Origin of the sequence: Streptomyces sp. NPDC015532 (assembly GCF_043078065.1) — a bacterium.
GTDB lineage: Bacteria > Actinomycetota > Actinomycetes > Streptomycetales > Streptomycetaceae > Streptomyces.
In genome coordinates this window covers 155,125-176,698 of sequence record NZ_JBIBSY010000005.1, presented here as the reverse complement: position 1 = coordinate 176,698, position 21,574 = coordinate 155,125, and the positions used below count along the sequence as shown (strand labels likewise).

Sequence of the window (21,574 nt, the reverse complement as noted above, 5' to 3'; positions counted from 1 at the left end):
GGGCCAAAGGTGTGTTTCACGTGAAACCAATCGATCCACGTCTCCTCCGGTACGCGCGAGCCACCCGCCGTTTTCTTGTGGCGGTCGTGGGGCTGGGTGTCGTCGGAGCGGCCCTGGTCATCGCCCAGGCGATGCTCATCGCCGACGTGGTGGTCGGCGCCTTCCAGCACGGTTTCTCCGCCGCCGAACTGCGTACCCCCCTGGTTCTGTTGACGGCCGTGGCGCTCGGGCGCGCTCTGGTGGCCTGGCTCACCGAGCTCGCCGCGCACCGCGCGAGTGCCGCGGTCAAGTCAGAGCTGAGGGGGCGGCTGGTGGAGCGGGCCGCGTCGCTCGGGCCCGGCTGGCTCAGCGGCCAGCGGACGGGCTCCCTGGTCGCCCTCGCGACGCGCGGCGTCGACGCGCTCGACGACTACTTCTCGCGCTATCTCCCGCAGTTGGGGCTCGCGCTGGTGGTCCCGGTCGCCGTACTGGCGCGGATCGTCACCGAGGACTGGGTGTCCGCGGCGATCATCGTCGGCACGCTGCCGCTCATCCCCTTGTTCATGGTGCTGATCGGCTGGGCCACGCGCAGTCACATGGACCGCCAGTGGCGGATGCTGTCCCGGCTGTCCGGACACTTCCTGGACGTGGTCGCGGGGCTGCCCACGCTCAAGGTGTTCGGCCGGGCCAAGGCGCAGGCCGAGTCGATCCGGAAGATCACCGGCGAGTACCGGCAGGCGACGATGCGGACGCTCCGGATCGCCTTCCTGTCGTCCTTCGCCCTGGAACTGCTCGCCACCATCTCGGTCGCCCTGGTCGCGGTGACCATCGGTATGCGGCTCGTCCATGGCGAGATGGACCTGTACGTGGGGCTCGTCATCCTCGTGCTGGCACCCGAGGCCTATCTGCCACTGCGTCAGGTGGGAGCCCAGTACCACGCCGCCGCCGAAGGGCTCGCGGCCGCCGAGGCCATCTTCACGGTGCTGGAGACCCCGGCACCGAGGTCCGGTTCGCTGCGCGTGCCCGCGGGGGAGATCGCCTTCGACGGCGTCACCGTGTGCTATCCGGGGCGCTCCGCGGACGCGGTCTCGGACGTCTCCTTCACGGTCGAGCCCGGTGAGACGGTCGCCCTCGTCGGTCCCAGCGGTGTGGGCAAGTCGACCCTGCTGAGCGTCCTGCTCGGGTTCGTGGAGCCCACCGCCGGCCGAGTCCGCGCCGGGGGAGTTGATCTCGCCGACGCCGACCTCACGGAGTGGCGCTCGCGGATCGCCTGGGTCCCGCAACGGCCGCACCTGTACGCCGGATCCATCGCCGAGAACGTCCGCCTGGCGCGACCCGACGCCGATGAAGCAGCACTGCGCCAGGCTCTTGTCGACGCCGGTGCGGCAGGGTTCGTCGACGCCCTGCCCGCCGGGGCCGACACCCTTCTCGGTGAGGACGGCGCCGGACTGTCGGCCGGCCAGCGTCAGCGCCTGGCACTCGCGCGGGCGTTCCTCGCGGACCGGCCCGTGCTGCTGCTCGACGAGCCGACGGCCTCGCTCGACGGAGAGACCGAGGCCGAGGTCGTCGAGGCGGTCCGGCGGCTGGCCGTGGGACGGACCGTGCTGCTGGTCGTGCACCGGCCGGCCCTGCTCGACGTCGCGGACCGGGTGGTCCGCCTGGAAGCCGCTGTGGTCGGAGCGACGCGACCGGCACCCGAGGCCGGGGCTTCCGGCCTCGCGCTGCCGACGGGCACACAGCCGACACGAGGGGCCGAGCCGGAGGGCATGTTCCCGGCGGACGCCGAAAGCCCCGTCACGACGCCCCGGGCTCAAGGTGGCGTGCTCACCCGCGTCCGGGCGATGGCGGCCCCCCGGCGTGGGCCGCTCGCGCTCGCCCTGCTCCTCGGCAGCCTCGCTCTCGGGAGCGCCGTCGGCCTCATGGCCACGTCCGGCTGGCTCATCTCGCGGGCCTCCCAGCAGCCGCCGGTCTTCTATCTGATGGTGGCCGTGACGGCCACCCGGACGTTCGGGATCGGACGGGCGGTGTTCCGGTACGCGGAGCGGCTCGTGTCGCACGACGCCGTGCTGCGGATGCTGGCCGACACACGGGCGGCCGTCTACCGGCGTCTGGAACGGCTGGCGCCCGCCGGGCTGCGGACCACCCGGCGCGGTGACCTGCTGTCGCGGCTCGTCGCCGACGTGGACGCTCTCCAGGACTACTGGCTGCGCTGGCTGCTGCCGGCCGGAGCCGCGGTCCTGGTCTCCGCCGCCTCCGTCGGGTTCACCGCCTGGCTGCTCCCCGAAGCGGGGGCCCTTCTCGCCGTCGGTCTGCTGGCGGCCGGGGCCGGAGTCCCGGTGGTGACCGGCGCCGTGGCGCGCCGTGCCGAACGACGGCTGGCTCCCGCGCGCGGCGCGCTGGCGACCCAGGTGGCCGATCTGCTCACGGGGACCGCCGAACTGACCGTCGCGGGCGCGCTGCCCGCCCGTACCGCCGAGGCGCGGCAGGCCGACGGCGTCCTCACGAGGATCGCCTCCCGGGCCGCTGCCGCGACAGCCCTGGGCGACGGACTCACGGCACTCGTCTCCGGACTCACCGTCGCGGCCACCGCTCTCGTGGGCGCCCAGGCGGTCGCCGCCGGGCGACTGCACGGTGTGCTCATGGCCGTCGTCGTCCTCACCCCGCTCGCCGCATTCGAAGCCGTCATGGGACTGCCGCTCGCCGTTCAGTACCGGCAGCGGGTGCGCAAGAGCGCCGAGCGCGTGTACGAGGTGCTGGACGCCGCCGATCCCGTACGCGAGCCCGAACAGCCGCGACCTGCGCCCGCGACACCGTTCCCGCTCCGTGTGTCCGGGCTCCGGGCCCGGCACGCCGGACAGGACCGGGACGCGCTGGCCGGACTCGATCTGACCCTGGAGAAGGGCCGCCGGATCGCCGTGGTCGGCACGTCCGGAGCAGGCAAGACGACGCTCGCGCAGGTCCTGCTCCGGTTCCTGGACCCGGAGGCGGGGACGTACACGCTCGGCGGGGCGGACGCGTGCGGGATGGACGGGGACGCCGTGCGCCGGCTGATCGGGCTCTGCGCCCAGGACGCGTACGTTTTCGACAGCACCCTGCGCGAGAACCTGCTGCTCGCCCGCAAGGACGCGACCGAGCCCGAGGTGCGCGACGCGCTCGGACGAGCCCGGTTGCTGGACTGGGTGGACGGACTGCCCGACGGGCTCGACACCCTGGTCGGCGAACACGGGGCGCGGCTGTCCGGCGGCCAGCGCCAGAGGCTCGCCCTGGCACGCGCGCTGCTCGCCGACTTTCCCGTACTCGTCCTGGACGAGCCGGCGGAGCACCTCGACCTGCCGACGGCCGACGCGCTCACCACGGATCTCCTGGCCGCGACCGAGGGCCGTACGACACTGCTGATCACGCACCGGCTGGCCGGGCTCGACGCGGTGGACGAGGTGATCGTGCTCGAACGGGGCCATGTCGTCCAGCGCGGGGTGTTCGCCGAGCTGGTGGCCGCCGCGGGGCCGTTGCGGGAGATGGCGGAACGCGAGGCCGCCGCGGATCTGCTGGTGCGCGCTGTGGCTCCCTGAGCCCGCAGGGGCGGAGCGCGGCACGACGGCCGTCGTGGGGGGAGCGGTTCGCCCGGGTGACGTGCCGGCTGAGTCCGGGGCGTCCGTCCGGGGGAGGTGCCGGCTGTGTCGGGTCCGCTGTCTCCGGCCACCCGTCCGACTTTCCCGGACAAAGGGGACTCATTACGCTCAAGGCATGTCAGCCGCGAGGAGCTCCCCCGTCCCGGGTGACGACACGGGCGCTGCGGCCCGTGCTCCGGGAGAGCTGACCGGCGCGCCGGACGCCCGGGTCCCGCGACTGCTGGAAGCCGTGCGGTCGGTCGGATCGGGGCTGGAGCTGCACTCCAAGCTGGACCGCATCTGCGAGACGGCCGCGGAACTCACGGACGCGCGGTACGCGGCCATCGGCGTCGTGGACGAGAGCGGGGAGGGACTGGCGGACTTCGTCCAGTGCGGCGTGGACGAGGAGACCGCCCGCGGGATCGGGCGCAGGCCCGACGGCCACAAGGGGCTGCTGGGCGCGCTCATCCGCGACCCCGATCCGGTGCGCCTCGCGAACCTGACCGACGACCCGCGCTCCTGCGGGTTCCCGGCAGGCCATCCGCCGATGCACAGCTTCCTCGGAGTCCCGATCAGGGTGCAGGGGGAGATCTTCGGGAACCTGTACCTCACGGAGAAGCGCGGCGGCGGCACGTTCGACGACGACGACCTCGACATGCTCCGGGTGCTCGCCACCGAGGCCGGTATCGCCATCGGCAACGCCCGTCTGTACGAGGCGGCGCAGCAGCGTGAGCGCTGGATCGACGGCTCGGTGGCCGTCACCACCGCGCTGCTGGCGGGCGGCGACGCCGAGGACGCGTTGCAGATCGTCGCCGAACAGGCCCGCCGGCTCTCCGGCTCCGCGGCCGGGATCGTGCTGCTCCCCGCGGAGGAGGGCGGCCTGGAGGTCGTCGCGGTGGCCTCGGACCACCCGTCGAAGGCGCTCGGTGTGGTCGTTCCGCCGGAGAGCGAACTGGTCACCGAACTCCGCGACGGAAAGCCGGTGTTCCTGGCGGACGCGTCCGCCGACCCGCGCCTGCGGACGGATCTCACCCACGCCTACGGGCCCGTCATGATGCTCCCGCTGCAGAGCGACGGTCAGGTGCTCGGTGCCCTCCTCACCCCGAGGTCCCGCGACGGACGCCAGTTCACCGAGAGCGAGCGGACGGTCGCCACGCAGTTCGCCTCGCAGGCGGCCCTGGCGCTGATGATGGCCGAGTCGCGGCGCGACCGGGAACGGCTCGCGGTGTACGAGGACCGCGACCGGATCGCCCGTGACCTGCACGACCTGGTCATCCAGCGGCTGTTCGCCACCGGGATGATGCTGGAGAGCGCGCAGCGCCGGTCGAACGTGCCGGAGGTGCGGCGGGGTGTCGGCAGGGCGGTCGACGAACTCGACGTCACCATCCAGGAGATCCGTACAGCGATCTTCGCGCTCCGGCAGGGCCCCGCCGAGACGCCCTCCGGGCTGCGCACCCGTGTCCTGCGCGAGATCAACATGGTCGCCGTCCCGCTCGGTTTCCATCCCGGACACCGTTTCACCGGCCCCGTCGACACGCTGGTCGGCGAACTCACCGGCAAGAACCTCATCGCCGCCCTGCGCGAGGCCCTCTCCAACGCCTTCCGGCACGCGGGAGCCTCCCGGATCGAGGTCTCCGTCGACGCGGACGTCCTGTTGCCGGACGGGCGGCCGGGCGTGCGCCTCGCCGTCGCGGACGACGGCGTCGGCATCCCTGACAGCGGCCGGCGCAGTGGCCTGAAGAACCTCAAGCGGCGTGCCGAGTCCTTGGGTGGCGCGAGTTGGTACGGCCCGGGGATCGGTGAGGGTGGCGGCGGTACGACGGTGGTGTGGCAGGTACCGCACTGAATCCCCTTGCGCGGGCGATCTGTTCGCGCGATGTCCGGGTGGCCCGTTCGCGGGCGGCCCCGCCGGGACGGGACCGTTCGGTCCTGCCGCTGCGCCATTCGTGACGTCCTGTCCCCCAGGTGTACGCCTTGAGCGGGCCGGGCTACCGGGCGCGGGCCACGATCGCTGTCATGCGCTCCTCTCGCCGCCATCCCCTGCTCGTCCCGGCCCTGTTGTCCGCTCTCGTGATCCTCGCGGCCCGGCCGGCGGAGGCCGAGGGTGATGGCGCGGACCTCGACATCAGCGCCCAGGTGGCGCGGCTGTACGAGGACGCCTCCGTGGCGAGCGGACAGTACGAGGCGGGGCGGCAGGACGCCGAGGCGCAGCGTGGCCGGGCCGAGCGGGCGGAGCGCCTCCTCGTGCAGGAGCGCGCGGAGATCGCGGTCCTGCACGAGGACCTGGGCCGTATCGTGCGTGCCCAGTACCGGCAGGGCGGCGGACTGCCGTACACGGCGCAGATCCTGTTCGCGAAGGACCCCGACGGTCTGATGCGCGGTCAGCATGCCGTGCGGCGGGCCGATCTGGCCGTCGCCGGGGCCGTCACGAAGAGCCGGCGTGCCGAGGGCCGGCTCGCCGCGGGCGAGGCGAGGGCCCGCTCCGAGTGGCACGTGCTGGAGAAGCGGACCGAGGAACTCGCGGCGGTCAAGCGGACCATCGAGGCGAAGCTCGACGAGGCGCGGTCGGCGTTGCAGAGCCGGGCGGACGCTTCCGTGGCGGCCGGTTCCTGCCGTGGGGCGGTCCGTCTCGACCAGCCGCCGGTGGCGCTCACCCAGGCGTGGGTCGCGCCGGTGGAGACGTACGAACTCTCCGCGGGGTTCGGCAGCGGGGGTGAGCACTGGGCGCACCGGCACACGGGCCAGGACTTCGCGGTGCCCATCGGCACCCCGGTGCGGGCGGCGGGGGCGGGCCGGGTGGTGAAGGTGTCCTGCGGCGGCGCCTTCGGCATCGAGGTCGTGGTCGAGCACCCCGGGGGCTACTACACGCAGTACGCGCATCTCGCGGCCGTCGCCGTCGATCAGGGGCAGCTGGTCTCGACCGGGGAGTGGATCGGGCAGTCGGGTACGAGCGGCAACTCGACCGGCCCGCATCTGCACTTCGAGGTGCGGGTGACGCCGGACATGGGATCGGCGATCGACCCGGTTCCCTGGCTGGCCGGGCGCGGGGTCGTCGTCTGAGGGCTGTCCCTGGCCGCCAGGTCCTCCGGTGGACGGGCCGGAGGACCTGGCCGTGCCGGCGGACGCTACGCGCGGGCTGCCAGGATCTGCTCGATCACGACCGCCACCCCGTCCTCGTTGTTCGCGACCGTGCGCCCGGAGGCGGCGGCGATCACGGCGGGGTGGGCGTTGCCCATGGCGTACGACCGGCCGGCCCAGGTGAGCATCTCGACGTCGTTCGGCATGTCGCCGAAGGCGACGACCTCCTCGGGCGCGATACCGCGCTCGGCGCAGCACAGCGCGAGGGTGCTGGCCTTGGAGATGCCGGGGCCGCTGATCTCCAGCAGGGCGCTGGGGCTCGACCGGGTCACGTTGGCCCGGTCGCCGATGGCCGGGCGGGCGACGGCGAGGAACTCGTCCGGGTCCATCTCCGGGTGGAACGCGAGCACCTTCAGCACCGGCTGATCGGCGTCCAGCGCGTCCTCGGCGAGCAGCTTCTCGGCGGGCAGGACGATCTCCGGGGGCTCCATGTGCATGAGGGGGTAGCCCGGTTCGAGGTGGAGGCCGAACGTCCGCTCGACGGCGCACACCGTGCCGGGGGCGGCGGAACGCAGGATCCGGATGACGTCCAGCGCGATGTCGGTCGTCAGTTCGCGGATCTTGACGAAGCGGTGGGCGCCGGGGCCGCCGTGCAGGTCGACCACGGCGGCGCCGTTGCCGCAGATGGCCAGGCCGTGCCCGTGGACGTGGTCGCTGACGACGTCCATCCAGCGGGCCGGGCGGCCGGTGACGAAGAAGACCTCGATGCCGGCCTGTTCGGCGGCGGCGAGGGCGGCGATCGTGCGGGCGGACACCGATTTGTCGTCACGCAACAAGGTGCCGTCGAGGTCCGTGGCGATCAGCCGGGGCGGGACGGTGGAGGCCGGGGTCTCGGGCCGGCGAGTCGCTGAGGTCACGGGCTCATTCTCCCGCATATATGCGCACGACCGTGCGGCGGTCCGCACACTTGAGTGGTTACCGCCTCATCCGACCCCGGCCGCCCCGCCCCGCCGGACCCCGTGGGGCGCGGAGACTCGGTTCAGCGCAGCTGGGCCACCGCTTCCATGGCGATCCGCTCGAAGACCTTCGGGTCGGCGGCGAAGTCCGAGTCGGGGATCGGCCAGTGGATCACGATGTCGGTGAGGCCCAGTTCGGCGTGCCGGCCCGCGAAGTCGACGAACGCGTCGAGGGATTCCAGGGGGTGGCCCCGGTCGGGGGTGAAGCCGGTGAGCAGGATCTTGTCGATCTCCGCCACGTCCCTGCCGATCTCGGCGCACGCGTCGGCGAGCTTGGCGACCTGTCCGCGAATGGCCTGAACCGACTGCTCGGGGGTGCCCGCCTCGTACAGCTTCGGATCGCCGGTCGTCACCCACGCCTGCCCGTGACGGGCGGCGAGCTTCAGCCCGCGCGGGCCGGTGGCGGCCACGGCGAACGGCAGCCGGGGGCGCTGGACGCAGCCCGGGATGTTGCGGGCCTCGTGCGCGGAGTAGAAGTTGCCGCCGTAGGAGACGGAGTCCTCGGTGAGGAGCCGGTCGAGCAGCGGGACGAACTCACCGAAGCGGTCCGCACGCTCACGCGGGGTCCACGGGTCCTGTCCGAGCGCGGTGGCGTCGAAACCGGTGCCGCCGGCGCCGATGCCCAGCGTGATCCGGCCGTTCGAGATGTCGTCGAGGGAGATCAGATCCTTGGCGAGGGTCACCGGGTGCCGGAAGTTCGGCGAGGTCACGAGCGTGCCGAGGCGCATCCGCTCGGTGATGGCGGCCGCCGCGGTCAGTGTCGGCACGGCCCCGAACCACGGGCCGTCGCGGAAGGTCCGCCAGGAGAGGTGATCGTAGGTGAACGCGGTGTGGAAGCCGAGCTGCTCCGCGCGCTGCCATGCGGAACGCCCGCCCTCGTGCCAGCGGACGTACGGCAGGATCACGGTGCTCAGACGCAGACTCATGCGTCGAGCGTAGACGGATCCGGGGCGTCGTCGCCTCAGGGCGGCCCGGCCGGCGGACCGGGACCCGGAACCGGTGCGGCCCGGCGCCGGAGATGAGGACGGACCGGCGCCGGGGATCAGTGCGGGCCGGGAAACCGCAGATAGCGCGGGGGTACGTCCTCCGCCAGCCAGACGCCGTTGGCGCTGACCCGGAAGACGTGGCCGTCACGGTGCATGGCGGCGGCGTCCACGCCGAGGACGACCGGACGGCCGCGACGGGCGCCGACGCGGGTGGCCGTCTCCCGGTCGGCCGAGAGGTGTACGTCGTGCCGGTTCATGGGTCTCAGGCCCTCGGCGCGGATCGCGTCCAGGCTGGAGGCCACGGTCCCGTGGTAGAGGTACGCCGGCGGGGTCGCCGGGGGCAGTCCGAGGTCGACCTCGACGGAGTGGCCCTGACTGGCCCGGATCCGGGTTCCCTCGACGGCGAAGCGCCGCTTGTCGTTGGTGGCCACCACATGATCGAGTTCGTCGCGGGTGATCCGGAAGCCGTGTGCGGTGGCCGCGGAGATCAGCGCGTCGATCTCGACCCAGCCACCCTCGCCGAGGGTGAGTCCGATCCGTTCGGGCTGGTGGCGCAGATGCTTCGAGAGGTACTTCGACACCTTCACGGTGCGCTTTTCATCCATCTGTTCATCAGCCCGTCGTTCCGTACGATCTTCCGTCCGCTCATGCGCCAGGTCCCCCGTTCGGCCCTGCGTTCCGGCTCGTGGTCGGTCACGCGTCCGCTCGGGCCGCTGTTCATCGGTGTGGTCCTTCATCCTCACAGCGTGCCTGGCGAGAGACGGATCACGCATTTGATTTTGGCTCGGAGGTTTGATCCACAGCCAAGTCTTGTTATCCACAGGTGAATTGACGAATCTGTGGACAACGTGGGTGCCGTTTAAGGCATTTCGTCAACAATGCTGTGATGAGCGTTGTTTGCGGCCAGCCGGTCCAACGTGCGTGCCTGTACCTCCCGTTCGGTGGCCGCCGTCACGAAAGCCGCCGCGTGCTCCACCCCAACCAGACTTTCCACGGCCCGCATTGTCCCGGCGGCCACTCTCACCGGAAGCGCGCCTTCTGGTTCCAGGGGAAGCTGTCCCGCCGCGAGGTGCCGGCTCAGGTGACGCGTGGCGAACAGCCGCATCGCCCGCGCCAGTTCGGCGTCCACCGTCTGCTGCGCGAGAGGTCGCAGCCGCCGCACGAGCGAGGCCGCCTCCGCCGCCTCGGCGTCACTCGGCGGACGCTCCCCCAGATACCGACCGAAGACGTGCTCCGTGGTGAACTCGAGGAAACGGGAGGCGATGTGTTCGACCTGCCCCCTCAACTCCCGCAGGTGGCAGGCGATCGCGGACAGGGGAACACCGGAGTTGTACAACTCGACCGCCGCGGACAGTTCTTGGGGGCTCGGGACGAGGAAGGTGTCCTCGTCCCCCGGAACGGGCTCCAGCACGCCCAGCTCCACCGCCTCCGCCACCGCCGCGTCGTCGGGACGGCCGCCGAACCGCTCCACCAGCTCGGTCCGGGAGATCCGGGCGGCCTCCTCGTCGGTCCACGGCCCGTCGACCTCCGCGACCAGGCCGAGTATCCCGCCCAGACCCCGGCCCGCGTCCCAGGCCTCCAGGAGCTCCTTGATCGAGGCCAGCGTGTAGCCGCGGTCCAGGAGGTCGGCGATCTGCCGCAGCCGCGCCAGATGGGCGTCCGCGTACACATTGGCGCGCCCGCGCCGCTCGGGGCGGGGCAGCAGTCCGCGGTCCTGATAGGCGCGGATCGTCCGGACCGTGGCGCCACTGTGGTGTGCCAGGTCCTCGATGCGGTACGCGACACCGCCCGACTCGTCGCTCATCTCTCCCGCCCTCCCGGCCCGGGCCCTGAGAGGCCGCCGCCCGCCCGATCGCCCCCGCCGCCGGCCGCGCCGCGGGTGAACACGGCCGGAAACGCGACGGTCCTGAGCGGCCAACCCCCTGCGACGGATGGTACGACCGCCGCGGAGAGCGCGATATGCCCGCGCCGAGCTCCTCACGTCCGCCCGACATCCCTGGGCGGCACCCTTGTTGTGCACGGCGGGCATCCGGGCGCGGGCGGCCCGCGCTGCTCACAAGGGCGGCTCCATGCGGGCGATCGCGCGCAGCGCCCGGGGCGCGAAGCGGTGCAGGAGGTGGGCGCCGCGTGCCTCCGGGGTCACCGGAACCACCGCCTCGTTGCGGACGACCGCGCGCAGGATCGCGTCGGCGACCTTCTCCGGCGGGTAGTTGCGCAGTCCGTAGAGCCGCGCCGACTTCTTCTGGCGCCGTTTCTCCTCGGCCGCGTCGACCCCGGCGAAACGCGCGGTCGCGGTGATGTTCGTGTTGACGAAGCCGGGGCAGACCGCCGAGACACCGATGTCCCGCCCGGCCAGCTCCGCGCGCAGACACTCGCTGAGCATCAGCACGGCCGCCTTGGACGTGCTGTAGGCGGGCAGCGCCTTCGAGGGCTGGTACGCCGCCGCCGACGCGGTGTTGACGATGTGGCCGCCCTGCCCGCGCTCGGCCATCTGCTTCCCGAAGAGCCGGCAGCCGTGGATCACACCCCACAGGTTGACGTCGAGGACCTTCCTCCAGTCCTCCGCCGTGGTGTCGAAGAAGGAGCCGGAGAGACCGATACCGGCGTTGTTCACCAGCACGTCCACCACGCCGTACTCGGCGGCGACCTTGTCGGCGAGTTTCTCCATCGCCTGTTCGTCGCTGACGTCGACCGTCTCGGCCCAGGCCTCGGGCGAGCCGATCAGCCGGGACATCTCCGCCGTGCGGGCCGCCGCCTCCGCGTCCCGGTCGACGGCCACCACCCGCGCGCCGGCCTCGGCGAACGCGAACGCGGTGGCCCGCCCGATGCCGCTGCCGGCGCCGGTGACCAGCACGAGCTGCCCGCCGAACCGGTCCCCGTACCGGCCGGATGCCACCGGCTCGGGCGTGGGCACTCCGGCCTCGCGGCCCTCGTTGGCCGTGACGAACCCGGATATCCAGGCCGCCAGCTGGTCGGGGCGGGTCCGCGGGACCCAGTGCTTGGCCTGGAGTGTGCGGCGCACCGAGTCGGGGGCCCACTTCTCCAGTTCGTCATAGAGCCGCTCGGAGAGGAAGGCGTCCCCCAGAGGCGTGATGAGCTGCACGGGCGCGTGCGCGTACGCGTCCTCGCGGGGGCGGCCGAGCCGGGACCGGACGTTGTCGCGGTAGAGCCACGCGCCGTGCGCCGCGTCGGAGGGCAGCGACGGGGTCGGATAGTCGCCCGCGGGCACCTTCTCGATCCGCTGGAGGATCTTCGGCCACCGCTTGCCCAGGGGACCGCGCCAGGCCAGCTCGGGCAGCAGCGGCGTATGCAGCATGTACACGTACCAGGACTTGGCGCCCTGGCCGAGGAGCTGGCCGATCCTGCGCGGGGTGGGCCGCCGCACCCGCCGCTTGATCCAGTGGCCGAAATGGTCGAGGGACGGACCGGACATCGACGTGAAGGACGCGATGCGGCCCTCCGTCCGGGCGACCGTGACGAACTCCCACGACTGCACCGAACCCCAGTCGTGGCCCACGAGGTGCACCGGCCCGCCGGGACTGACCGCGTCGATCACCGCCAGGAAGTCGTCGGTCAGCTTCTCCAGGGTGAAGCCGCCGCGCAGAGGCCGCGGTGCCGTCGACCGGCCGTGCCCCCGCACGTCGTACAGCACGACATGGAAGCGGTCGGCGAGCCGCACGGCGACCTCGGACCACACCTCCTTGGAGTCCGGATAGCCGTGCACGAGCACCACGGTCGGCTGTCTGTCGTCACCCAGTTCGGCGACACACAGGTCGACCCCGCCCGTCCGCACCCGGCGCTCGCGCGCGCCCACGAGACTCACTTGTCCTCCGCCCAGCGCCGCACATGCGGCAGATCGTCGTCGAGCCAGAACGCGCTCTGTTCGGGGTCCCGGGAGTCCGTGACGACCAGGAGCTCCTCGAACTTCGCGCCCGTACCCCGGAAACCGAGGTGCGGTTCGACCGCCCACAGCCCCGGCCGGGGCGGGTGGTCGGAAAAGGTGTACGGCGACCACAGCGGGGACCAGCCCTCCCGGTGCCCGCGCAGCGCGTCGCTCGCCAGCCCCTTCAGGGACTGGACGCCGAACCCGAACAGACGCGGCGACCAGGAACGCTCCCGCACCCGGTCCACCTTGTGCGCGATCACGCCGAACGGATACGTGCGGTGCCGGTTGGCGTGGCCCTGGCGGACCATCAGCCGGTCCACGTCCTCATAGATCTCCCGCAGGGGCCGCCGCTCGCGCACCTCGCGCAGGATCAGCTCGCGGTGCGCCTCCAGATCGGCGAGCAGCTTGTCCTGCACGGGGTTCAGACCGAGCGAGCCCGAATAGCCGATGTCCGCGGTGAAGCCCTCGTGCACGGGAGCCATGTCGAGGATGAAGGGCATCCCCGGCTCCAGACGGCGGTCGGTGGGGAAGAACTGCAGCGGGATCCGGAAGCCGGTGAAGGCCGTGCGGTCACCGAACCAGGCGAACGGCAGATGGAACCAGTCCCGCACCCCGCGCTCCCGCAGCCACACACGCTGCATGCGCGCCGCCTCCCGCTCCGTGACGCCGGGCTTCAGCTGCGCCGCGACCGCCTCCGCGCACGCGTACGCCAGACGCTGGACCTCTCTGAACCCCCGCAGCTCCGCCGAGAGTCCGCCCGTCATCGCCGTCGTCATGCCACCGCCCCACCCTGTCCGCACCGACTGCGGTACGTGCCCGTAACGTGACACTGGCGAATGTGACAGTTGTTAGAGGCTGCGTCAATAGGACCGTGGGAGCCTGTGGACAACCGACCCGGCGGGTCCGGTAGCCCCTCCGGTTGCCGTACCTGAGAGTGACCCCTACGGGCCCGTACGACTGGAGGCTGACGCGGATCCACCTCCGTGGGCTGACGACCCCTGTGGTCTGCGCCACTACCTTCGAATCGTGACTGTGATCGCGACCGAAAGCCTGAGCAAGCGGTACCCCCGGGTGACCGCGCTTGACCGGCTCTCCGTGGACGTCGGGCCCGGTGTGACCGGACTCGTCGGAGCCAACGGAGCCGGCAAGTCCACACTGATCAAGATCCTGCTGGGTCTGTCCCCCGCCACGGAGGGCCGCGCACACGTGCTCGGCCTCGACGTCGCCACCGAGGGCGCCGCCATCCGCGAGCGGGTCGGGTACATGCCCGAGCACGACTGCCTGCCGCCCGACGTCTCGGCCACCGAGTTCGTCGTCCACATGGCGCGGATGTCCGGGCTGCCGCCGGCCGCGGCCCGCGAGCGCACCGCGGACACCCTGCGCCATGTCGGTCTGTACGAGGAGCGCTACCGCCCCATCGGCGGCTACTCGACGGGCATGAAGCAGCGCGTCAAACTCGCGCAGGCCCTCGTCCACGACCCCCAGCTGGTCTTCCTGGACGAACCGACCAACGGCCTCGACCCGGTCGGCCGCGACGACATGCTCGGACTGATCCGCCGCATCCACACGGACTTCGGCATCTCGGTCCTGGTCACCTCGCACCTCCTGGGCGAACTGGAACGCACCTGCGACCACGTCGTGGTCGTCGACGGCGGCAAGCTGCTGCGCTCCAGCTCCACCACGGACTTCACCAAGACCACCACGACCCTCGCCATCGAGGTCACCGACAGTGACCAATACCCGGACGGCACGAGCGCCGTCCGCGAGGTGCTCCACGCGCGCGGGATCGAGACCCACGACGGTGGCGGACTGCCGGGCGCCGGGCACATCCTGCTGCTCACCACCGAGAGCGAGGACACCTACGACCTCGTCCGCGACGTGGTCGCCGACCTCGGCCTCGGGCTGGTCCGCATGGAACAGCGCAGACACCACATCGCCGAGGTCTTCACCGAGAGCGACGATCAGCGGAAGGAGGCGGTCGGCCATGGCGGTTGAGCACCCCCTCACCCAGCCGGGTGAACAGACCCGTATCCACAACATCGGCTATCGCACCTACGACGGCCCGCGCCTCGGCCGCGCCTACGCGCGCCGCTCCCTCTACTCGCAGTCCCTGCGCGGCGCCTACGGACTCGGCCGCTCGGTCAAGTCCAAGGTCCTGCCGATGCTGCTCTTCGTGGTGATGTGCGTCCCCGCGCTGATCATGGTGGCGGTCGCGGTCGCCACCAAGGCGAAGGACCTGCCCGTCGACTACACGCGCTACGCGGTGATCATGCAGGCGGTCATCGGCCTGTACGTCGCCTCGCAGGGCCCCCAGGCGGTCTCCCGGGACCTGCGTTTCAAGACCATCCCGCTGTACTTCTCCCGCCCCATCGAGACCGCCGACTACGTGCGCGCCAAGTACGCGGCCCTGGCCTCGGCGCTGTTCATCCTCACGGCCGCCCCGCTGATCGTGCTCTACGTGGGCGCGCTGCTGGCCAAGCTCGACTTCTCCGACCAGAGCAAGGGCTTCGGACAGGGGCTGCTCTCCGTGGCCCTGCTCTCGCTGCTCTTCGCGGGTATCGGCCTGGTGATCTCGGCGATCACCCCGCGGCGCGGCTTCGGCATCGCGGCCGTCATCGCCGCCCTGACCATCTCCTACGGCGCGGTCTCCACCGTTCAGGCCATCGCCTTCGAGCGCTCCAGCAGCGGAGCCGTCCCGTGGCTCGGGCTCTTCTCGCCGATCACGCTCATCGACGGAGTGCAGACGGCCTTCCTCGGCGCCTCCTCCGCCTTCCCCGGCGAGGTGGGCCCGTCGTCCGGGCAGGGCGTCGTCTACCTCATCGTCGTCCTGGGTCTCATCGCGGGCTGCTACGGCCTGATGATGCGCCGCTACCGAAAGGTCGGGCTGTGACCACGCTCAACATCGACCACGTCTCACGCTGGTTCGGCAACGTGGTGGCGGTCAACGACATCACGATGACGATCGGTCCCGGCGTCACCGGCCTGCTCGGCCCGAACGGCGCCGGAAAGTCCACCCTCATCAACATGATGGGCGGCTTCCTCGCACCCTCCACGGGCACCGTCACCCTGGATGGCCGGCCGACCTGGCGCAACGAGGACATCTACCGGCACATCGGCATCGTCCCCGAGCGCGAGGCGATGTACGACTTCCTCACCGGACGCGAATTCGTCGTCGCCAACGCCGAGTTGCACGGCCTCGGCGCGAAGGCCGCCGACCGCGCCCTCGCCACCGTCGAGATGCAGTACGCGCAGGACCGCAAGATCTCCACGTACTCCAAGGGCATGCGCCAACGCGTGAAGATGGCGTCCGCGCTGGTCCACGACCCCTCGCTGCTGCTCCTCGACGAGCCGTTCAACGGCATGGACCCGCGCCAGCGCATGCAGCTCATGGATCTGCTGCGCCGCATGGGCGACGAGGGCCGCACCGTGCTGTTCTCGTCCCACATCCTCGAAGAGGTGGAGCAACTCGCCGCCCACATCGAGGTGATCGTCGCCGGACGGCACGCGGCGAGCGGTGACTTCCGGCGCATCCGCCGGCTGATGACCGACCGCCCGCACCGCTACCTGGTCCGCTCCAGCGACGACCGGGCACTGGCCGCCGCACTCATCGCCGACCCGTCGACCTCCGGCATCGAAGTCGACCTCGCCGAAGGCGCGTTGCGCATCCAGGCCGTCGACTTCGGCCGGTTCACCGCCCTGTTGCCGAAGGTCGCGCGCGAGCACGGCATCCGGCTGCTGACGGTGTCACCGTCCGACGAGTCGCTGGAATCCGTCTTCTCGTATCTTGTCGCGGCGTAGGAGGCCGAAGATGTACGACCCCACAGTCGCCCGGCTCACCTACCGGGGCCTGCTCGGCCGCCGCAGGGCCCTCATCCTCGGCGTTCTGCCCGTCCTGCTCATCGTGATCTCCGTGGCCGTCCGGAGCTTCTCCGGAGCCGACGACCAGGTGGCCTCGGACCTGCTCGGCGGGTTCGCCCTCGCCACGATGGTGCCGATCATCGGCGTCATCGCCGGCACGGGCGCGATCGGACCCGAGATCGACGACGGCTCGGTGGTGTATCTGCTGGCCAAGCCCCTGAAGCGGCCCACGATCATCTTCACCAAGCTGATCGTCGCGATCGCCGTCACCATGGCCTTCTCGGCGGTGCCGACCTTCATCGCGGGCATGATCCTCAACGGCAACGGCCAGCAGATCGCCGTCGCCTACACCGTGGCCGCCCTGGTCGCCTCGATCGCCTACGCCGCGATGTTCCTGCTCCTCGGGACCGTGACCCGGCACGCGGTGGTCTTCGGGCTCGTCTACGCACTCGTCTGGGAGGCCCTGTTCGGGTCCCTGGTGTCCGGCGCGCGCACGCTCAGCGTCCAGCAGTGGGCGCTCGCCGTGGGCCACAAGGTGACCGGTGGCGACATCGTCACCTCGGACGTGAGCCTGTCGACCGCGACGGTCCTGCTGATCGTGGTCACCGTCCTCGCCACCTGGTACGCCGGGCAGCGGCTGCGGTCGCTGACGCTGGCCGGCGAGGAGTGAACGAGGGCTCCCCACGCGCTGTTCCGACACGGGCACGCGCGCGGGGAGCCCCCTTTTTTTCCTTGACAGTGGCTTCACCCCCGCCCGGTCACACTGGGCGAAACGGAGACGCGCGGCCGGGAGGAACGGGGATGGCGACCGAGGAACCAGGAGGCGGCGGCCGGGAACAGGCCGGCGACGGCTCCGGTGACGGGCCGGGGGACACGGCGGGGGAGCCGTGGGACGACCTCGTGCTCGACGAGAACTTCGTACGGTCCGCGGAGACGACCGAACCGTCGGCCCGCGCGCGCATGCTCGCCGCCCGATGGCGCGAGTCGGGCCCCGATCCGCAGCCCTGGCGCTCGGACGAGCCGCCCGCGGGGTGGTTCTTCAGCAAGGGGCGCCGGCGCAGATGGCGCCGCAAGTGAGCGCCCGCGGAGGCGGCCTTTAATCAGTGGCGCCCAAGTCGGCGTACGGGCACAGTGGTTGTGTTCACGCCGCCGCATCGGCCGGCGCCACATTCCGGGAGAGGAGCGCGACGATGTTCATCAGGAGCAGTTCGTCGAGTTCCCGGCAGGGCAGCCCGCGGCGGGTTCCGGAGTAGTCACTACCCTCCGTCGAACCCGCTCGCAGGGGGAGTTGCCCGGGGCGGCCGCTTCGAGCGCGCGTCACGCGCGGGCCGCCCACCCGGAGGATTGGCCGAGTGGAAAGGCACCGGCTTGCTAAGCCGTGGTCGGGGGTGAAACCCCGCGCGCGTTCGATCCGCGCATCCTCCGCACAACCGACAAGCACGGGGCACGACCGCGTCGGCGGTGGTGCCCCGGTGTCCGGCCGACCCTACGGACGCGTCAGCAACCGCTCCAGCACGACCGCGATCCCGTCCTCCTCGTTCGAGGACGTCACCTCGTCCGCGATTGCCTTGAGATCGCCGTGGGCGTTGGCCATGGCCACCCCGTGGGCCGACCAGGCGAACATCGGGAGATCGTTCGGCATGTCACCGAAGGCGATGGTGTCCGCGGCCTTGAGGCCCAGGCGCCGGGCCGCCAGGGACAGCCCCGTCGCCTTGGAGAGGCCGAGCGGGAGCAGCTCCACCACTCCCGGGCCCGCCATCGTGACACCGACGAGTCCGCCCGCGACCTTCACGGCCACGGCCGCGAGCTCGTCGTCGGTCAGCGTCGGATGCTGGACGTACACCTTGTTCAGAGGGGCCGACCACAGGTCCGCCGCGTCCCTGAGCGGGACGACCGGGAGTGCCCCCTCCAGCCTGCGGTAGCCGGGGCCGACCAGCACGTCGCCGTCGAGCCCGTCGCGGCTCGCGGCCAGCAGCAGCGGTCCGACCTCCGCCTCGATCTTGGCGAGCGCCAGACCGGCCAGCTGCCGGTCCAGGGTCACCGAGGTGAGGAGCCGGTGCTCCCCCGCGTCGTAGACCTGCGCGCCCTGGCCGCAGACCGCGAGACCCTGATAGCCGAGCTCGTCGAGGACGTGGCGCGTCCAGGGCACCGCGCGCCCGGTGACGACGATGTGGGCCGCGCCCGCCTCGGTCACCGCGGCGAGCGCGTCGCGCGTGCGGGCCGAGACCGTCTCGTCGGAACGCAGCAGCGTCCCGTCGAGATCGGTCGCGACGAGCTTGTACGGGAACGCTCCCGGCTCCGTGGCCCCGGACGCTCCCGTCGAACCGGTGGTGCTGCTCACTTGGAGATCGGCTCCAGAACCTCACGGCCGCCCAGGTAGGGACGCAGCACCTCGGGAACCCGCACCGAACCGTCGGCGAGCTGGTGGTTCTCCAGGATCGCGACGATCGTGCGCGGGACGGCGCACAGCGTGCCGTTCAGCGTGGCGAGCGGCTGGACCTTCTTGCCGTCGCGCATACGGACCGACAGGCGGCGGGCCTGGAAGCCGTCGCAGTTGGAGGCCGAGGTCAGCTCGCGGTACTTGCCCTGGGTCGGGATCCACGCCTCGCAGTCGAACTTGCGGGAGGCCGAGGAGCCCAGGTCGCCGCTGGCCACGTCGATCACCTGGAAGGGCAGTTCGAGGCCGGTCAGCCACTGCTTCTCCCATTCGAGGAGCCGCTGGTGCTCGTTCTCGGCGTCCGCGGGGTCGACGTACGAGAACATCTCGACCTTGTCGAACTGGTGCACGCGGAAGATGCCGCGGGTGTCCTTGCCGTAGGTTCCGGCCTCGCGGCGGAAGCACGGCGAGAAGCCGGCGTAGCGCATCGGCAGCTTGTCGGCGTCCAGGATCTCGTCCATGTGGTACGCGGCTAGGGGGACCTCGGAGGTGCCGACCAGGTAGTAGTCGTCCTTCTCCAGGTGGTACACGTTCTCCGCGGCCTGGCCGAGGAAGCCGGTGCCCTCCATGGCGCGCGGGCGCACCAGGGCAGGGGTCAGCATCGGCGTGAAGCCGGCCTCGGTGGCCTGGGCGATCGCCGCGTTGACGAGGGCGAGCTCCAGGAGCGCGCCGACACCGGTCAGGTAGTAGAAGCGCGAGCCGGACACCTTGGCGCCGCGCTCGACGTCGATGGCGCCGAGCGACTCGCCGAGTTCCAGGTGGTCCTTGGGCTCGAAGCCCTCGGCGGCGAAGTCACGGATGGTCCCGTGCGTCTCCAGGACGACGAAGTCCTCCTCGCCGCCGACCGGGACGTCGGGGTGCACCAGGTTGCCGAGCTGGAGGAGGAGCCGCTTGGTCTCCTCGTCCGCCTCGTTCTGTTCGGCCTCGGCGGCCTTGACGTCGGTCTTGAGCTGCTCGGCATTCTTCAGCAGCTCGGCGCGCTCGTCCGGGGTGGCCTTGGGAATCAGCTTGCTGAGCGACTTCTGCTCGGAACGCAGCTCGTCGAAGCGGACGCCGGACGACCTGCGCCGCTCGTCGGCGGAGAGAAGGGAGTCGACGAGCGCGACATCCTCTCCACGGGCGCGCTGGGAGGCGCGAACACGGTCGGGGTCCTCACGGAGCTGGCGAAGGTCAATCACCCCTCAAGGCTACCGGTGCGGACTTCGGGCCAACGACCCGATATTCCAGAGCGTGACCGCTGTCACGGTATGAGTGAAATGCCGGATCGCGTCTCTCGATCACCGGGCGACGTCAAGGAAAAGGGGCCTACTCCCTGAAACGGGGCGGACGGCGCTTCACCGGTTGACCGGATTTCCTTGCCGGGGGCGGGACTTGCCGGGCGGGTTGTCCACAGGGGGCGACCCTCTCCGCGAGTTATCCACAGGGTGTGTGGAAGATCTGTGGATGTCGGAATTGATCATTCCGATCCCTCTTCGGTAGCCGTGGAATTCCCGGTTCAAACCCTCCAGACAGCCACTTTCGGGTGTAAATGATTAGCCCCATCGGGTTGATCAATGGAAAAGGGTAGACGAAGAGGGACGTGCGAGGGTGTGGACGGACTTGGGTCGAGTAGCCGATTTGTCGATGATGTAGTGCTTCGTTGTCGACTTGTCCCCAGGTCGAGAAGCGTGCCTGTGGATAACTCTGTGGATGACGGAAATCGGCAGGTGGGACCTGCGGGAAATGCCCGGACGGGTGTGGATCCGCCGTTCAGAACCGGCCGTCGGCGCAGCGCGCGAGCCAGTCCGAGGCCGCGGAGAACTCGTGGTCCGACGTTCCGGGCCGCAGGGGCCGTACGTCCTCCAGGGCGACACCGGCCCGGGGATAGGAACCGAGAAAGCGCACCTGGGGACAGATCCGCTTGAGGCCCATCAACGCCTCGGCGACCCGGCGGTCGGTGATGTGCCCCTCGGCGTCCACCGAGAAGCAGTAATTGCCGATTCCCTGGCCGGTCGGCCGGGACTCGATCCGCATCAGGTTGACGCCGCGCACGGCGAATTCCTGGAGCAGTTCGAGCAGCGCTCCGGGGTGGTCGTCGCCGAGCCAGATGACCACGGAGGTCTTGTCGGCGCCGGTCGGCGCGGCGGGCCGGGCCGGGCGGCCGACCAGCACGAAGCGGGTCTCGGCGTTCGCCGCGTCGTGGATCTCGGTCACCAGCGGTTCGAGGCCGTACGTGGCCGCGGCGAACTCGCCCGCGAAGGCCGCGTCGAAACGGCCCTCCTGGACCAGCCGGGCGCCGTCCGCGTTCGAGGCCGCCGACTCCCAGACGGCGTCCGGCAGATGCGCGGCGAGCCAGTTGCGCACCTGCGGCTGGGCGACCGGGTGTCCGGTGACCGTCTTGACGTCCTTCAGCGCCGTGCCGGGCCTGACCAGCAGGGCGAAGGCGATCGGCAGCACGACCTCACGGTAGATCATCAGCTGGTCGCCCTTGGCGAGCTCGTCGAGGGTCGCGGTGACACCGCCCTCGACGGAGTTCTCGATCGGGACGAGCGCGCCCGCGGCCTTGCCACCGCGCACCGCGTCGAGCGCGGCCGGGACGGACACCATGGGGACCAGCTCCCGCGTCGCGGCCTCGGGAAGCGTGCGAAGGGCGGCCTCGGTGAACGTACCCTCGGGGCCGAGATAGGTGTAGCGCGTCGCCGACATACCGTCACCCTAATGGGCCGCGCCCGACCCGTCCGACGCCC

At 71.3% G+C, this 21,574-nt stretch carries 17 protein-coding genes and 1 tRNA gene; 9 read left to right on the top strand and 9 right to left on the bottom strand.

Annotated elements, in window-relative coordinates:
• Nucleotides 1-20: 20 nt before the first annotated feature.
• The 3 genes from cydD (at nt 21) to ACF07B_RS18290 (ending at nt 6,647) form a co-directional block, all read left to right on the top strand.
• Nucleotides 21-3,548: a thiol reductant ABC exporter subunit CydD gene (gene cydD / locus ACF07B_RS18300; protein WP_392179636.1), complete on the top strand. Its 3,528-nt coding sequence runs from the start codon at nt 21-23 to the stop codon at nt 3,546-3,548.
• 175 nt (nt 3,549-3,723) lie between these two features.
• Nucleotides 3,724-5,433: a GAF domain-containing protein gene (locus ACF07B_RS18295; RefSeq protein ID WP_392179635.1), complete on the top strand. Its 1,710-nt coding sequence runs from the start codon at nt 3,724-3,726 to the stop codon at nt 5,431-5,433.
• Nucleotides 5,434-5,603: 170 nt separating this feature from the next.
• Nucleotides 5,604-6,647, top strand: a complete 1,044-nt coding sequence (locus ACF07B_RS18290; protein WP_392179634.1) for a peptidoglycan DD-metalloendopeptidase family protein — start codon at nt 5,604-5,606, stop codon at nt 6,645-6,647.
• 65 nt (nt 6,648-6,712) lie between these two features.
• Here ACF07B_RS18290 and ACF07B_RS18285 read toward each other — a convergent pair whose 3' ends face one another.
• The 6 genes from ACF07B_RS18285 to ACF07B_RS18260 form a co-directional block, all read right to left on the bottom strand.
• Nucleotides 6,713-7,600 (bottom strand): Cof-type HAD-IIB family hydrolase, encoded by an 888-nt coding sequence (locus ACF07B_RS18285; protein ID WP_392179633.1) that lies wholly within the window; start codon nt 7,598-7,600, stop codon nt 6,713-6,715.
• A 104-nt stretch (nt 7,601-7,704) separates the two neighbouring features.
• Nucleotides 7,705-8,607 (bottom strand): LLM class flavin-dependent oxidoreductase, encoded by a 903-nt coding sequence (locus tag ACF07B_RS18280; protein WP_369481943.1) that lies wholly within the window; start codon nt 8,605-8,607, stop codon nt 7,705-7,707.
• Between the two features lie 116 nt (nt 8,608-8,723).
• Complete coding sequence (locus ACF07B_RS18275; RefSeq protein WP_392179632.1) at nt 8,724-9,272, bottom strand: RNA 2'-phosphotransferase; 549 nt, start codon at nt 9,270-9,272, stop codon at nt 8,724-8,726.
• A gap of 254 nt (nt 9,273-9,526) precedes the next feature.
• Complete coding sequence (locus ACF07B_RS18270; RefSeq protein ID WP_392179631.1) at nt 9,527-10,471, bottom strand: MerR family transcriptional regulator; 945 nt, start codon at nt 10,469-10,471, stop codon at nt 9,527-9,529.
• 249 nt (nt 10,472-10,720) lie between these two features.
• Nucleotides 10,721-12,490 (bottom strand): SDR family oxidoreductase, encoded by a 1,770-nt coding sequence (locus ACF07B_RS18265; RefSeq protein ID WP_392179630.1) that lies wholly within the window; start codon nt 12,488-12,490, stop codon nt 10,721-10,723.
• Complete coding sequence (locus tag ACF07B_RS18260) at nt 12,487-13,329, bottom strand: M24 family metallopeptidase (protein WP_392179629.1); 843 nt, start codon at nt 13,327-13,329, stop codon at nt 12,487-12,489. The genes ACF07B_RS18265 and ACF07B_RS18260 overlap by 4 nt, the downstream gene beginning before the upstream one ends.
• A gap of 256 nt (nt 13,330-13,585) precedes the next feature.
• Between ACF07B_RS18260 and ACF07B_RS18255 the strand changes: the two genes are divergently transcribed.
• From ACF07B_RS18255 to ACF07B_RS18230, 6 genes are all read left to right on the top strand, one after another.
• On the top strand, nt 13,586-14,548 hold the full coding sequence (locus ACF07B_RS18255) for an ABC transporter ATP-binding protein (protein WP_384233145.1): 963 nt from the start codon (nt 13,586-13,588) through the stop codon (nt 14,546-14,548).
• Nucleotides 14,538-15,443, top strand: coding sequence for an ABC transporter permease subunit (locus ACF07B_RS18250; RefSeq protein WP_362403910.1), 906 nt, complete (start codon nt 14,538-14,540; stop codon nt 15,441-15,443). The genes ACF07B_RS18255 and ACF07B_RS18250 overlap by 11 nt, the downstream gene beginning before the upstream one ends.
• Complete coding sequence (locus tag ACF07B_RS18245; RefSeq protein WP_362403912.1) at nt 15,440-16,351, top strand: ABC transporter ATP-binding protein; 912 nt, start codon at nt 15,440-15,442, stop codon at nt 16,349-16,351. Before ACF07B_RS18250 ends, ACF07B_RS18245 begins: the two co-directional genes overlap by 4 nt.
• A gap of 10 nt (nt 16,352-16,361) precedes the next feature.
• On the top strand, nt 16,362-17,081 hold the full coding sequence (locus ACF07B_RS18240) for an ABC transporter permease subunit (protein WP_362403914.1): 720 nt from the start codon (nt 16,362-16,364) through the stop codon (nt 17,079-17,081).
• A 131-nt stretch (nt 17,082-17,212) separates the two neighbouring features.
• Nucleotides 17,213-17,488: a hypothetical protein gene (locus tag ACF07B_RS18235; protein WP_392179628.1), complete on the top strand. Its 276-nt coding sequence runs from the start codon at nt 17,213-17,215 to the stop codon at nt 17,486-17,488.
• A 261-nt stretch (nt 17,489-17,749) separates the two neighbouring features.
• A tRNA-Ser gene (locus tag ACF07B_RS18230) sits at nt 17,750-17,836 on the top strand.
• Nucleotides 17,837-17,897: 61 nt separating this feature from the next.
• On the opposite strand, the gene ACF07B_RS18225 is transcribed toward ACF07B_RS18230, so the two are convergent.
• The 3 genes from ACF07B_RS18225 to pheA all read right to left on the bottom strand — a co-directional run bounded on the left by ACF07B_RS18225 (nt 17,898) and on the right by pheA (nt 21,533).
• On the bottom strand, nt 17,898-18,752 hold the full coding sequence (locus ACF07B_RS18225; RefSeq protein ID WP_369481937.1) for an HAD family hydrolase: 855 nt from the start codon (nt 18,750-18,752) through the stop codon (nt 17,898-17,900).
• Nucleotides 18,749-20,026, bottom strand: a complete 1,278-nt coding sequence (serS, locus tag ACF07B_RS18220) for a serine--tRNA ligase (protein WP_392179627.1) — start codon at nt 20,024-20,026, stop codon at nt 18,749-18,751. Before serS ends, ACF07B_RS18225 begins: the two co-directional genes overlap by 4 nt.
• 571 nt (nt 20,027-20,597) lie before the next feature.
• Complete coding sequence (gene pheA / locus ACF07B_RS18215; RefSeq protein ID WP_362403926.1) at nt 20,598-21,533, bottom strand: prephenate dehydratase; 936 nt, start codon at nt 21,531-21,533, stop codon at nt 20,598-20,600.
• Nucleotides 21,534-21,574: the final 41 nt, after the last annotated feature.